Origin of the sequence: Hominisplanchenecus murintestinalis (assembly GCF_943193015.1) — a bacterium.
GTDB classification, from domain to species: domain Bacteria; phylum Bacillota; class Clostridia; order Lachnospirales; family Lachnospiraceae; genus Hominisplanchenecus_A; species Hominisplanchenecus_A murintestinalis.
In genome coordinates, this window is the sequence record NZ_CALPCM010000003.1 from 103,076 (window position 1) to 117,170 (window position 14,095).

At 46.8% G+C, this 14,095-nt stretch carries 13 protein-coding genes; 10 read left to right on the forward strand and 3 right to left on the reverse strand.

Going from position 1 to position 14,095, the window contains the following annotated elements:
* Positions 1-61: 61 nt before the first annotated feature.
* Positions 62-934 carry a shikimate dehydrogenase gene (locus NFR99_RS02345; RefSeq protein ID WP_251352520.1) on the reverse strand — a complete coding sequence of 291 codons (873 nt, stop codon included), beginning with the start codon at positions 932-934 and terminating at the stop codon, positions 62-64.
* Between the two features lie 231 nt (positions 935-1,165).
* On the opposite strand from NFR99_RS02345, the gene NFR99_RS02350 reads away from it, so the two are divergent.
* Genes NFR99_RS02350 through NFR99_RS02360 form a run of 3 tightly spaced genes read left to right on the forward strand, consistent with a single transcriptional unit; the run spans position 1,166 to position 5,432 of the window.
* Positions 1,166-2,560 carry a DUF2130 domain-containing protein gene (locus tag NFR99_RS02350; RefSeq protein ID WP_251352522.1) on the forward strand — a complete coding sequence of 465 codons (1,395 nt, stop codon included), beginning with the start codon at positions 1,166-1,168 and terminating at the stop codon, positions 2,558-2,560.
* Between the two features lie 9 nt (positions 2,561-2,569).
* Positions 2,570-3,196, forward strand: a complete 627-nt coding sequence (locus NFR99_RS02355) for a DUF4317 family protein (protein WP_120482386.1) — start codon at positions 2,570-2,572, stop codon at positions 3,194-3,196.
* Between the two features lie 46 nt (positions 3,197-3,242).
* Positions 3,243-5,432 carry a DNA topoisomerase III gene (locus NFR99_RS02360; protein ID WP_251352524.1) on the forward strand — a complete coding sequence of 730 codons (2,190 nt, stop codon included), beginning with the start codon at positions 3,243-3,245 and terminating at the stop codon, positions 5,430-5,432.
* Positions 5,433-5,661: 229 nt separating this feature from the next.
* Here NFR99_RS02360 and asnA read toward each other — a convergent pair whose 3' ends face one another.
* Positions 5,662-6,672: an aspartate--ammonia ligase gene (asnA, locus tag NFR99_RS02365; RefSeq protein WP_120482382.1), complete on the reverse strand. Its 1,011-nt coding sequence runs from the start codon at positions 6,670-6,672 to the stop codon at positions 5,662-5,664.
* A gap of 248 nt (positions 6,673-6,920) precedes the next feature.
* The gene (locus tag NFR99_RS02370) at positions 6,921-7,061 is read right to left on the reverse strand and encodes a hypothetical protein (protein WP_158604814.1); all 141 of its coding nucleotides are present in this window, start codon (positions 7,059-7,061) and stop codon (positions 6,921-6,923) included.
* A 356-nt stretch (positions 7,062-7,417) separates the two neighbouring features.
* Here NFR99_RS02370 and rimP point away from each other — a divergent pair, with 356 nt between their 5' ends.
* The 7 genes from rimP (at position 7,418) to NFR99_RS02405 (ending at position 14,089) form a co-directional block, all read left to right on the forward strand.
* Complete coding sequence (rimP, locus tag NFR99_RS02375; RefSeq protein WP_135974413.1) at positions 7,418-7,885, forward strand: ribosome maturation factor RimP; 468 nt, start codon at positions 7,418-7,420, stop codon at positions 7,883-7,885.
* Positions 7,886-7,914: 29 nt separating this feature from the next.
* The gene (gene nusA, locus NFR99_RS02380) at positions 7,915-9,090 is read left to right on the forward strand and encodes a transcription termination factor NusA (protein WP_120482378.1); all 1,176 of its coding nucleotides are present in this window, start codon (positions 7,915-7,917) and stop codon (positions 9,088-9,090) included.
* A gap of 61 nt (positions 9,091-9,151) precedes the next feature.
* A complete protein-coding gene (rnpM, locus tag NFR99_RS02385; protein WP_251352526.1) occupies positions 9,152-9,430 on the forward strand; it encodes an RNase P modulator RnpM in 279 nt (92 codons plus the stop codon).
* Positions 9,411-9,737, forward strand: a complete 327-nt coding sequence (locus NFR99_RS02390) for a L7Ae/L30e/S12e/Gadd45 family ribosomal protein (protein WP_120482374.1) — start codon at positions 9,411-9,413, stop codon at positions 9,735-9,737. Before rnpM ends, NFR99_RS02390 begins: the two co-directional genes overlap by 20 nt.
* Positions 9,738-9,742: 5 nt before the next feature.
* Positions 9,743-12,745: a translation initiation factor IF-2 gene (gene infB, locus NFR99_RS02395; protein WP_251352529.1), complete on the forward strand. Its 3,003-nt coding sequence runs from the start codon at positions 9,743-9,745 to the stop codon at positions 12,743-12,745.
* Positions 12,746-12,762: 17 nt separating this feature from the next.
* The gene (gene rbfA, locus NFR99_RS02400) at positions 12,763-13,140 is read left to right on the forward strand and encodes a 30S ribosome-binding factor RbfA (protein ID WP_120482370.1); all 378 of its coding nucleotides are present in this window, start codon (positions 12,763-12,765) and stop codon (positions 13,138-13,140) included.
* Positions 13,133-14,089 carry a DHH family phosphoesterase gene (locus tag NFR99_RS02405; protein ID WP_120482368.1) on the forward strand — a complete coding sequence of 319 codons (957 nt, stop codon included), beginning with the start codon at positions 13,133-13,135 and terminating at the stop codon, positions 14,087-14,089. Before rbfA ends, NFR99_RS02405 begins: the two co-directional genes overlap by 8 nt.
* The last annotated feature ends 6 nt before the right edge of the window (positions 14,090-14,095 follow it).

A 14,095-nucleotide genomic window follows, 5' to 3' on the forward strand; every position in this document is an offset into this window, starting at 1 on the left:
GATGGGTAAAAATGGGGAACTGCTTCTGTGTATGAAGCGGTTCCCTGTTTTTGGGTGTAGATTAGAAATTAGAAGGAGTAAAATAAGCCTGTTTGATTGCGTTTATCGGCATTTCTTTTCCGGTCCACAGACGAAAAGCTTCGGCGCCCTGGAAGAGCAGCATGTACAGTCCGTTAAAAGTGGGGCAGCCTTTGGCTTGCGCCATCTGCAGCAGCCGCGTTTTTCGGGGATTGTAAATGATATCCGATACGATTAATTCCGGGTGGAGCAGGGAACCGTCTGAAAGGATACATTCAGATTCGTGGGGAGCCATGCCTACGGAAGTACCGTTTGTGAGAATGGCGCTTTCACGCAGGCACTTTTCGAGGGATGAGGAATCTGCCAGGTCATAAAGCCTGGTGCGGCAAGATGTATTTGCATTGATGGTGTCGGCCAGCCTGACGGCATGTTCCCAGGAGCGTCCATTCCGGTTAAAGATATTCAGGGTTTTTACACCGTCCAGGGCAGCTTGTACAGCGATGGCGGTAGAGGCGCCTCCTGCCCCCAAAAGCGTCATTTCTTTTCCGATGATATCGAATCCTGCTTCTTTTACGGACATCATATAGCCGATGCCGTCCGTGTTATGCCCAATCAGGATACCGTTTTCGTTGACAACAGTGTTTACCGCTCTAATCATCTGTGCGGCTGGGGAAAGGCTGTCGCACAGTTCACACATGCGTTGTTTATCCGGCATAGTGCAGTTCCATCCCCTGGCGCCGAGGGTGCGCAGCCCGTGTACGGCGTCAGCCAGTGAATCTACTCCTACGTCAAAACAGAGATAAGAATAATCAAGTCCCAGAAGCCCGAAAGCCTTGTTGTGCATCAGCGGCGAAATGCTGTGGGATACAGGGCTTCCGAGCAGCCCTGTGAGTTTTGTATGTCCTGTGATTTCCATTGTATGCTTTACCTCCTGTATTTACAGATATTTTAAAGCAGCGGGGACAGGGTGTCAATGGATAGTATATGAATGGTTACAGTGAAGCCAAAGACTGAACTGTAACTATTTGTGTATAAAATGTTTACTTTGTATGGGAAAATTCAGGCGGGTATGGTAAAATGAAAACATTGTGATAAAAGGATGCCGTGTATAAAGGATACACGGGATAAGATACAGGGAGGAATTTTTATGCAGGAAATTAAATGTCCCAAATGCGGCGAGTTATTTCAGGTGGATGAGTCGGGCTATGCCGCGATTGTGAAACAGGTCAGGGATAAGGAGTTTGGAAAAGAAATACGCGAGCGTGAGGCGCAGTTTAAGACGGAGAGGGAAGCGGCTGTAAAGCTGGCGCAGGCGGAAACGGAAAAGACTTTGCAGGAAAAGTTTGCAGAGCAGGAAAGGAAGATTGTAGAACTTGAGAAAAAAGTACAGGCTGAGAATGAGGCAAAAAAACTGGAGGTAGCGAAGGCGCTTTCAGAAAAAGAAAGCGAAATCGCCAGGCTTCAGGCAAAGATAGAAGCGGAGGGAAGTGCAAAGAAACTGGCAGTGGCCGAAGCAGTTTCTAAAAAGGAAAAGGAAATTGCCGAACTGCGGGCAAAAATAGAGTCAGAGAGCAGTGCAAAAAAATTGGCGGTAGCGGAGGCAGTTTCGGAAAAGGAGAAAGAGATTGCAAGTAAAGAGAAGAGGATTTATGAGCTGAAAAGCAAGATTGAGAATCAGGAAACGGAGAGACAGCTGAAAGAGCAGTCTCTGAAAGAGAGCTACGAGAAGCAGCTGGAGATGAAGGAAGAACAGATTAGCTATTATAAGGATTTCAAGGCACGCCAGTCGACAAAGATGGTAGGGGAAAGCCTGGAACAGCACTGTGAAATAGAGTTTAACAGGCTTCGTGCCACGGCGTTTCCCAGTGCGTATTTTGAGAAGGATAATGATGCGAGGACAGGGAGCAAGGGCGATTTCATTTACCGGGAAGCAGACCCTGATGGGACAGAATTTATTTCGGTGATGTTTGAGATGAAAAATGAGATGGATGAAACCGCAACGAAGAAAAAGAATGAGGATTTCCTGAAAGAACTGGATAAAGACAGGAAAGAGAAAGGATGCGAATATGCGGTGTTGGTATCGCTTCTGGAAGCGGATAATGAGTTGTACAATTCCGGGATTGTGGATATGTCCCACCGCTATCAGAAAATGTATGTGATACGCCCCCAGTTTTTCATTCCGATGATTACTTTGCTTCGGAATGCGGCATTGAACTCGCTGAAGTACAGGCAGGAGCTTGCCGTCATCAGGAACCAGAATATTGATATTTCACGGTTTGAAGATGATATGAACGATTTTAAAGAGAAGTTTGCCAGGAATTACAGGCTGGCAAGTGAGAAATTCCAGACGGCAATTAAAGAGATTGATAAGACAATAGACCATTTGCAGAAAACGAAAGAGGCGCTGCTTTCGTCTGAGAACAATCTACGTCTGGCAAATAATAAAGCGGAAGAGCTGAGCATTAAACGGCTGACACGCAAAAATCCAACAATGGCGGCTAAATTTGCCGAGCTTGAAGAGAAAAAGAGAGGGGAAGAATAGGAGACGGTCATGATTCAAAGAGAGGATATGCTGGAGCTTACAAGGCGGATGACGCCAAAGCGGACTTCTTTTACCCGGATTGCCGGGGCATATATGGATAAGGATGGGGAAATAGACGGCAGCTTCAACACAAATTTCCTGAAACTGTCTGCGTCTGAGAAGGAAAAAAATCTGGCGGTTGCAAAAACAATACCTTTTTCAGAAACAAATGAACAGTTAAAGGAATACCGCTTTCCGGCAGAAAATGAAAAGTCAAAAGAAATCTGGCGGCTTCTGACGGCAGTGAAATCCTGCGGTTTGAAAAATGACGCATTAATGGATGCTTTTTATGAACTGGTGGGCAGAGAATACCGGGCAGACGAGGACTATGCGGTATTTGTGTTTCATGACCGTTACGATGTGCCGGTGAAGGCGGCGGATAAAGAGCGGATGGGGGAATCGGAGGAGGTGTATGAATACCTGATTTGCGCCATCTGTCCGCTGACAGGCGACTATGAACCGGGAAGACCGGAATGCGGATTTTTATTTCCGTCTTTTAAAGACAGGAGCAGCGATTGGAATCATGTGGCTGTTTATCAGGCAGATCCGGGACATTTGCACAGGGAGCTTATGGAAAAGATTTTGTATTTAAAATGATAAATGCTGTTTCCTGATGAGAGGCCGCACAAGAGAGGAGAATTTTATGAAATCATTAGTTATCGCAGAAAAGCCTTCTGTGGCGAGAGATATCGCCAGAGTGCTGCATTGCCAGAAAAAGCTGCCAGGCGCTATGGAAGGGCAGCAATATGTTGTCACCTGGGCGCTGGGACATCTGGTGACCCTGGCGGATCCGGAGGAATATGATAAAAAATATGCCCAGTGGAATCTGGAGGCACTGCCTATGCTTCCGCAAAAAATGCAGCTTGTGGTGATTAAGCAGACGGCAAAGCAATTTAAAGATGTAAAGACGCAGCTTTTTCGAAAAGATATCGGACAAATCGTTATCGCAACGGACGCAGGTCGGGAAGGCGAGCTGGTGGCGCGCTGGATTTTGGAAAAGGCAGACTGCAGAAAGCCCGTGAAACGGCTGTGGATTTCCTCTGTTACAGACAAAGCGATTCGGGAAGGTTTTGCCCATTTGAAAGATGGGAAAGAGTATAATAACCTTTATGCGGCAGCCGTAGCCAGGGCAGAAGCCGACTGGCTGGTGGGAATCAACGCGACCCGCGCCCTTACCTGCAAATATAATGCACAGCTTTCCTGTGGGCGTGTACAGACTCCTACGCTCGCTATGATTGCGAAGCGGGAAGAGGAAATCAGGAAGTTTAAACCGGAGGAATATTTTGGCATGAACCTTCAGGCAGGAAAAGTGAGCTGGACATGGCAGGACAGAAAAAGCCGGGGAACCCGTACCTTTCAGAAAGAACGCATGGAAGAACTGCGCAAAAAGCTGGGAGGGCAGAAGCTGACAATTCTGTCGGTAGAAAAAGCGGCGAAAAAGTCTTATGCGCCAGGGCTGTATGATTTAACGGAGCTGCAGAGAGACGCCAATAAGAGGTTTGGGTATTCTGCGAAAGAAACTCTGAATATCATGCAGCGGCTTTACGAAAACCACAAAGTGCTCACCTATCCGCGTACGGATTCACGCTATATCAGCTCTGATGTGGCTGAGACTTTGAGGGAACGCCTGCAGGCGTGCGCTGTAGGCCCTTACCGTAAGATGGCGGGGAGCCTGGCTATGAAACCGATTCGAACAAACAGTTCTTTTGTAGATAATAAAAAGGTCAGCGACCATCACGCTATTATTCCTACGGAGCAATTTGTACAGCTTGACCATATGACAGTGGATGAGCGCAGAATCTATGATTTAGCAGTGCGGCGGTTCCTGGCGGTACTTTATCCGCCCTTTGAGTATGAACAGACCACGATGTATGGAGAGTCGGGGGGAGAGACTTTCACCGCGAAAGGGAAAATTGTAAAGAACCAGGGCTGGAAGGCTGCTTACGAAAGCCCTGTGGATGAAGAGGATGAGGAAGAATCTGACGTCAGAGAACAGACTTTGCCGGAAATGAAAAAAGGAAGCAGCTTTCCGATTGAGAGCATAAAACTGACAAGCGGAAAAACGAAGCCGCCTGCTCCATTTAATGAGGCAACGCTTCTGTCTGCCATGGAAAACCCGGTAAAATATATGGAGTCAAGGGATGCGAAAGCAATCAAAACCCTGGGGGAAACAGGAGGCTTGGGAACCGTGGCAACCCGGGCGGACATTATTGATAAACTTTTCCATACTTTTTTGATGGAAAAAAGAGGCAAGGACATTTTTATCACTTCTAAGGCAAAGCAGCTTCTAGAGCTGGTGCCGGAGGATTTGAAGAAGCCGGAGCTGACGGCATCCTGGGAAATGAAACTGTCCGGTATTGCGAAAGGCACGATGAAGAAAGAGAATTTCTTGAGAAATATCAGGGAATATACGCAGGAAATCGTGGGAGAGATTAAAACAGGGGACGGTACGTTCCGTCATGAAAATCTGACAAATAAAAAATGCCCGGTGTGCGGCAAACGGATGTTGGCAGTCAATGGAAAGAACAGTAAAATGCTAGTGTGCCAGGATCGGGAATGCGGACACAGGGAGACAGTATCTCGAATCACAAATGCCCGGTGCCCGAAATGCCATAAGAAAATGGAGATGTTTGTAAAAGGTGAAGAGGAGACATTTATCTGTGCCTGCGGCTACAAAGAAAAACTGTCTGCGTTTAAATCACGCCGTGAAAAAGAAGGGGCAGGCGTGAATAAAAAAGATGTTCAGCGTTATCTGAATAAACAGAAAAAAGAAGCAGAAGCGCCGATGAATAATGCTTTTGCAGATGCCTTTGCAAAATTAAATCTGAAATAAAAATAACTCTAAATAAAGGGAGAGCCGGGGCTTTGTAAGCCCCGGCGAGTTATGAAAAAGATTTTTGAAAAGGTATGCGCCTTGTTCGATTATTAGTATATCTATAAAATGTGAAAAACCTATGTAGAAGTTTTGAAGGAATTGTGAAAAATGATAAGGGCATTCTCTTTCGGCAAATTCCTGTTCATTTTGGATATAGAGTTTTTATCTTTGTCACGATAACATATTTTTACAGTAACTGTATTCCGTTTGCCAGCGCTTCCTTCATCACATCTTCCGGCCACAGAGAAGCCTGTACTTCGCCGATGTGTGCTTTCCGAAGATAGAACATACAAATACGGGACTGGCCGATGCCGCCGCCGATGGTGTAGGGGACTTCGTGGTTCAGGACTGCTTTCTGGAACGGAAGTTCTGCGCGTTCCGGGCAGCCTGCAGTTTCCAGCTGGCGCAGCAGCGCATTTTCATCCACACGGATTCCCATAGAGGACAGCTCCAGAGCGATATCCAGCACCGGATAGTAAACGATGATATCTCCGTTTAATGTCCAATCGTCATAGTCAGGAGCGCGGCCGTCATGCTTTTCACCGGATGCCAGAGCGCCGCCGATCTGCATGATGAATACGGCGCCTTTCAATTTTGCAATCTTGTATTCACGTTCCTTCGGCGTACAGCCGGGATACATATCCTCCAGCTCCTGGGTAGTGATAAAGAAGATTTCTTTCGGAAGGATTTCTTCTATGTAATCATATTCGATAGACATGTACTTTTCAGTCTTTTTCAGAGCTTTGTATACTGTGCGGACCACATTCTGCAGGGTTTCCACGGTACGTTCTTCTTTTTTGATAATTTTTTCCCAATCCCACTGGTCTACATAGATAGAATGGATATTGTCGGTGTCCTCGTCCCTGCGGATGGCGCTCATATCTGTGTACAGCCCTTCTCCGTAAGTGAAACCGTATTTTTTCAGGGCGTAGCGTTTCCACTTTGCCAGCGAATGAACAATTTCAGCCTGGGCGTCATTTTGCTCTCTGATGCCGAAGCTCACGGGGCGTTCCACGCCGTTTAAGTTGTCATTCAGCCCGGAATCCGGCGTTACAAATAACGGCGCGGATACCCGAAGCAGGTTCAGGCGTTCAGAAAGAGTCTTCTGGAAGAAGTCTTTCACGGTTTTAATCGCCACCTGCGTATCATGCAGGTTCAGATCAGATTTATAATTTTCCGGTATCATCAGATTTTTCATAAAATACTCCTTTACTGATAGAAATGATTTCACGAGGAGTAGTATAACACCTGGGAGAAAGGACTGCAAGAGTGTGTTTGCGTAACAGCAGGGCAACAGCATTTAAAAAGTATGCCTTTTGGATAAATTTCAGGGAATTTCTAAATGAAAAATGGGCGGTCTTTTGGCCGCCCTGCGCTTTGGTAATGCTGTGCTGTTCATGTACAGTAAATGATAGATACTCGCGTCATATAAAGGTAAATGAGTCATTACTTGGAAACTACATGGCAGCTTGCCCATAACTTGTCGATTGTTTCTTGTTGTACGTGGATGATTTTCCAAAGCTTTTCATTGTCTTGTTTCAATCTTGCGTTTTCGGTAAGTAATTCCTGCAGCGTATTTTCATTCATTCTTCCTTCTCCTCTATGCATGGTACAAACATATTACAATGATGTTACAGAAATGTAAAGCAAAACAGTATGACAAAATTTTCGGTTTATCGACAAGCAGAGATGGTCAACCGATGTTTAGATTATTATAACATAAAAGTACGATGAAGAAAAGCTAAAAAAAATGCTGAAATATAAGAAGCACACAAAAAAAATGTCGACAAAAAAATGTCTTGCATTGTCTGGAAGAAAGTGTTATAGTCTAGTCAATGGTTATATGTTACTTGAGTATGGGTGGACGTGAGTCCACTCATATTTTTGTAAAGCAGGAAAGCGGGCGGGTTTTCCATGCAGCATTAGGATAGAGAGGTGATAAAATGTCAAAGAGAGAGGTTTATGAGCAGAAAACAGAGGAACTTATTACTCCGTTTGTGGAGGATAAAGGGTTTGAACTGGTGGATGTGGAATATGTTAAGGAAGGCGGTAATTGGTATTTGAGGGCTTATATTGATAAGCCGGGAGGAATTACCGTAGACGACTGTGAAGTGATTAGCCGCAGCTTGAGCGATAAGCTGGATGAAGAGGATTTTATAGAAGGGGCATATATTCTTGAGGTGAGCTCCCCGGGACTTGGAAGACCGCTTAAAAAAGAGAAAGATTTCGTGAGAAACATGGGGCAGGAAGTAGAGCTGCGTACGTACCGTGCCATTGAGAAACAGAAAGAGTTCCGGGGAATCCTGGATGCTTATGATAAGAGTAGTATCACCCTGGAGGTAGAAGAAGGTGAAAAACTGGTTTTTGACAGGAGTAATGTAGCTTTGGTCAGGCTCGCATTTGACTTTTGATAAAATATAGTAAGGAGGAAATTAGAATCATGAATAACGAGTTGTTGGAGGCGTTGACCCTTTTGGAGAAAGAAAAGAATATCAGTAAAGATACTCTTTTAGAGGCAATTGAGCAGTCTCTGCTTCAGGCATGTAAGAATCATTTCGGAAAAGCAGATAATGTAAAGGTATTTATTAACCCAAACAGTTGTGAATTCAATGTTCATGCGGAAAAAACAGTTGTGGAGCAGGTAGAGGACCCGATTATGGAAATCAGCCTTGCGAATGCGAAGCTGGTGGATTCTAAATATGAAGTTGGGGATATCGTAAATGTGGAGATTAAGTCTAAAGAGTTTGGGCGCATCGCTACCCAGAATGCCAAAAATGTAATTCTCCAGAAAATCCGCGAGGAGGAGCGTAAGATTCTGTACAACCAGTATTATAGTAAGGAAAAGGATATCGTGACCGGAGTTGTCCAGAGATATATTGGGAAAAATGTGAGCATCAATCTGGGAAAAGTGGATGCAGTTTTGAATGAAAATGAAATGGTGAAAGGCGAGGTGTTCCATCCTACGGAGCGCATTAAAGTGTACGTAGTAGAGGTAAAAGATACATCAAAAGGACCGAAAGTTCTGGTCTCCAGAACACATCCGGAACTGGTAAAGCGTCTTTTTGAATCAGAAGTAACGGAAGTAAAAGACGGCACAGTGGAAATTAAGTGCATTGCGCGCGAGGCCGGAAGCAGAACGAAGATGGCAGTATGGTCAAACAATCCGGATGTGGATCCGGTCGGCGCCTGTGTGGGAATGAACGGAGCAAGAGTCAATGCGATTGTAGAGGAGCTGCGGGGGGAGAAAATTGACATTCTGAACTGGAGCGAGAATGCCGCCATTTTGATTGAGAATGCTTTAAGCCCTGCTAAGGTGATTTCAGTTATAGCAGATGATGATGAGAAAACGGCTAAAGTAGTGGTGCCGGATTACCAGCTTTCTCTTGCGATTGGAAAAGAGGGGCAGAATGCGCGTCTGGCAGCGCGTCTGACAGGATTTAAGATTGATATTAAGAGTGAGACGCAGGCGAGGGAGTCCGGTGATTTCGATGATTTCTATATGGAAGATGATTATGACGAGGATGGATACGATGATGCCTATGCGGAAAACTATGAGACAGAATACGAGGAAGAAGGCTATGGAGAAGCATATGCAGCAGACGCAGACATGCCGTAAAGCAGGCCTCATGTGTTCGAACAGGCAGGAAACCGGAAAAGAACAGCTTTAGGGGTGGATCATGGGACAGATAAGGAAAGTTCCGATGCGTAAATGTATCGGATGTCAGGAAATGAAGAGCAAGAAAGAAATGCTGCGCATTTTAAAAACCACGGAAGAAGAGGTGGTTTTGGATACTACAGGAAAGAAAAACGGGAGAGGCGCATACATTTGTCTTTCCAGGGAATGTTTTGAAAAAGCTGCAAAGAACAAAGCCCTGGAGAGGTCGTTAAAAATGAGTATTCCCCGGGAAGTCTATGAAAGTTTAAAAAAGGAGATTGATGCTATTGAGGCAAAATAAGGTTTTATCTCTGGTCGGGCTGGCTACAAAGGCGGGCAGGACTGTGAGCGGCGAGTTTTCTACAGAAAAAGCTGTGAAGTCCGGGCAGGCAGGGCTTGTAATCGTTTCGGAGGAGGCTTCTGATAATACGAAGAAAAAGTTCCATAATATGTGCACGTATTACAAAGTTCCGCTGTATGTATTTGGGACGAAAGAAGAGCTTGGAAGCGCTATGGGCAAGGAGTTCCGTGCGTCACTTGCCGTATTGGATGAGGGGTTTGGCAGCGCGTTGAAAAAGCAGCTTGATGATACAATAGAACGGAGGTAGTCGGTATGTCGAAAATAAGAGTTCATGAATTGGCTAAGGAGTTAGGGAAGCAGAATAAAGATATCCTTAATTTCCTGGCAGAAAAAGGAATAGAGGTAAAAAGCCATATGAGTTCGATTGAAAACGAACAGATAGAATTGGTAAAAAAGAAATTTGGAAAAGCAGAAAAAGAAGAAGAGACTGTAAAAGCGGAAGGAACGGCATCAGCGCCTAAGAAGAAAAATATTACCCAGGTATTTCATCCCCAGAACAGCAGGACAGGGATAGGAAGAACGGGACAAAGGCCAAGGCAGGGAGAGCGTCCCCAGGGCAGAGGAGCACGTTCCCAGGATGGCCAGGCGGCAAGGACGGTGAAAACGCAGGATGGTTTGGGCGCTAAAATGCCGATTAAAGACGTGCAGGGCGCAAGACTGCAGGAGCCGCAGAATAAGCCGGAAGAAAAGGCTCAGGAACTCCAGAATAAGCCGGTGGTTTCCCTCCAGGAAAGTCAGGGAAAACCGATGGGAAAACTGCAGGAACCCCAGAATAAACCGATAGTGAAGTCTCAGGAAACTCAGGGAGGGCAGGGAGCGAGAGCCCAGGCTTCTCAGAACAGACAGGAGGCAAGAACTCAGGAGTCTCAGAACAGGCAGGGAATGAGAACTCAGGAACCTCAAAATAGACAGGGGACAAAACCCCAGGAATCTCAGAACAGGCAAGGGACAAGGAAACAGGAATTTCAGGGCAGATCACAGGCAAGACCGCAGGGAAGCCGTTCCCAGGGCGACAGGCTGCAGGGAGGGCGTTTCCAGGGCGACAGATCTCAGGGAAACCGTTTCCAGGGCGACAGGCCGCAGGGAGGGCGTTCTCAGGGAGATAGGCCACAGGGAGGGCGTCCGCAGGGCGACAGGCTGCAGGGAGGGCGTTTCCAGGGCGACAGGCCACAGGGAGGGCGTCCGCAGGGCGACAGATCTCAGGGAAACCGTTTCCAGGGCGACAGGCCGCAGGGAAGCCGTTCCCAGGGAGGACGCGGCCAGGGAAGCCGTTCTCAGGGAAGCGCACAGGCACCGCTTGAGATGAAGCCGCTGACGAAAGAGTCCAGGACAAGGAACGACAAAGCGAAAGAGCGTGTGGATAAGTTTGACCGTTTTGAAAAAGGAGGCCGTTCCCAGGGCGGTAACAGGCCGAACCAGAGGAATAATAACGGGCGGAACGGTAAGAATAATGTCAAGCCGCCGGTAAAGGCAGCTCCTCAGGAGAAAAAGGCGGATGAGATTAAGACCATTATTCTGCCGGAGAGCCTGACGATAGGGGAACTGGCGGAAAAGATGAAAATTCCGGCGTCTACGATTATTAAAAAGCTGTTTTTGGAAGGTATCATGGTTACGGTAAACCATGAGATTGATTATGATAAGGCAGAAGAGATTGCACTGGAATATAATTGCATCGCTGAAATGGAGGAAAAGGTAGATGTAATCGAAGAGCTCCTTAGGGAAGACGAGGAAGATGAGGCAAAGATGGTTTCCAGACCGCCTGTCGTATGCGTTATGGGGCATGTAGATCATGGTAAAACGTCTCTCCTGGATGCAATCCGTAATACGCATGTCATTGCAAAAGAAGCCGGAGGCATCACCCAGCATATTGGAGCTTATGTGGTAAGCGTTAACGGGCAGAAGATTACGTTTCTGGATACACCGGGGCACGAAGCATTTACCGCTATGCGTATGCGCGGAGCAAACGCGACGGATATTGCGATCCTGGTAGTAGCGGCGGACGACGGCGTGATGCCGCAGACTGTGGAGGCCATCAACCATGCGAAGGCAGCAGGGACGGAAATTATCGTAGCAATTAACAAAATTGATAAACCGAGCGCAAACATTGAGAGAGTAAAACAGGAACTGGCTGAGCATGAGCTTGTCCCGGAAGATTGGGGCGGAAGCACGATTTTCGTTCCTGTATCGGCACATACGCAGGAGGGAATCGACTCTCTGCTGGAGATGATTCTTCTGACGGCAGAAGTGAGTGAGCTGAAAGCGAATCCGAAGCGGGCGGCAAGAGGCCTGATTATCGAGGCAGAGCTGGATAAGGGGAAAGGCCCGGTGGCTACTGTTCTTGTACAGAAAGGCACACTGCGCATCGGCGATCCGGTAGCGGCAGGTTCCTGTTATGGCAAAGTACGCGCTATGATGGATGATAAAGGACGGAGAGTGAAAGAGGCAGGACCTTCGACTCCGGTAGAAATCCTGGGGCTTTCAGATGTTCCGAACGCAGGAGAAATCTTTGTGGCTATGCCGAATGAGAAAGAGGCAAGAAGCTTTGCAGAGACATTCATCAGCCAGGGCAGGGAGAAGCTTTTGGAAGAAACGAAGTCGAAATCTCTGTCGCTGAATGATATTTTTAATCAGATTAAAGAAGGAAGCTTAAAAGAGCTGGGGCTTATTGTGAAGGCAGACGTACAGGGGTCTGTAGAAGCAGTAAAACAGAGCCTTTTGAAACTGTCCAATGAAGAAGTAGTTGTTAAGATTATCCACGGCGGCGTAGGCGCTATCAATGAATCTGATGTGAGCCTGGCGAGTGCATCCAATGCAATTATTATTGGGTTTAATGTGCGTCCGGATGCCACAGCAAAAGCTACGGCAGAGCGTGAAGGGGTAGATGTGCGTCTCTACCGTGTGATTTATGACGCTATAGCAGATGTGGAGCGTGCAATGAAAGGTATGCTGGATCCAGTGTTTGAGGAGAAGATTATTGGGCATGCAGAAGTGCGTCAGTTGTTCAAATCTTCAGGCGTGGGAATGATTGCAGGTTCTTATGTGCTGGACGGCGTATTCCAGAGAGGATGCTCCGTGCGCATCAGCCGGGAAGGAAAACAGATTTATGAAGGCAGCCTTGCTTCCCTGAAACGGTTTAAAGATGATGTGAAAGAAGTAAGGTCAGGTTATGAATGCGGCCTTGTATTTGAGAAATTCAGTGATCTGAAGGAACTGGACCAGGTAGAGGCATATATTATGGTTGAGGTTCCCAGATAGAAAGCAGGTTTATATAGATGAGGAAAAACAGTATTAAAAATACCCGTGTTAATGGTGAGGTACAGCGTGAGCTGAGCCGCATCATTAGCCGGGAGATTAAAGATCCGCGTATCGCTCCGATGACCAGCGTGGTAGCTGTAGAAGTGGCGCCGGATCTGAAAAGCTGTAAAGCGTATATCAGCGTGCTGGGGGATGAGCAGGCACAGCAGGATACGCTGGCAGGCTTAAAGAGTGCGGTGGGATATATTCGCCGTGAGCTGGCACGGACGATTAATTTGCGGAATACCCCGGAAATACGTTTTGTGCTGGATCAATCAATTGAATATGGAGTAAATATGTCAAAATTGATTGATGATGTGACAAGCAGTTTGAGTGAGGATGATAGAGATGATTAATTTAGCATCGGAACTAAAAGATGTCAAAAGCGCAGCCATCGCCGGCCATATCCGGCCGGACGGTGACTGTGTTGGTTCTTGTATGGGGCTGTACCTTTACATAAAGGAGAACTTTCCGGGTGTGGAAGTGCTGGATGTTTACCTGGAAGAGTTTTCAGAGAGCTTTCGTATAATTGAGGGAACAGACAGTGTGAGACATTCCTGCGGTGAGGATAGAGTGTATGATGTGTTGTTTTGTCTGGATGCGGGGGATGCACAGCGTCTGGGCGGAGCAGAAAAATATTTAAAAACGGCAAAACGGAGTGTATGTATCGACCATCATATCAGCAACCGGGGATATGCAGATGAAAACATGATTGTGCCGGAGGCGAGTTCTACATCAGAGCTGGTATACGGGCTGCTGGAGCCGCAGAAAATTACGAAAGCAGCAGCAGAGGCGCTCTATATGGGGATTGCCCACGATACAGGAGTGTTCAGGTATTCTTGCGCATCACCGGAGACCATGCGGATTGCAGGGGAACTGATGGCGAAAGGGATTGACAGTTCAAAGCTTGTGGAAAAGACCTTTTACCAGAAAACCTATGTGCAGAACCAGATTTTGGCGCGGGCTCTGCTGGAAAGCATTCTTATTTTGGATAAGCGGTGTATTATCAGCGGTCTGCGGAAGAAGGATATGGATTTTTACGGCGCATCGCCTATGGATCTGGAAGGAATCGTGAGCCAGATGAAGAATACAGAGGGCGTGGAAGTGGCCATATTCCTGTACGAATCCAATATCCAGGAGTACAAAGTGAGCATGCGGTCAAATGAAAGAGTGGATGTAAGTGCGGTAGCTTCTTATTTCGGCGGCGGCGGCCATGTCCGTGCGGCGGGCTGTACGATGCAGGGATCTTTCCATGATGTTATAAACAACCTGACGCTGCATATAGAAAGGCAGCTTGACGCATAAGGGAGA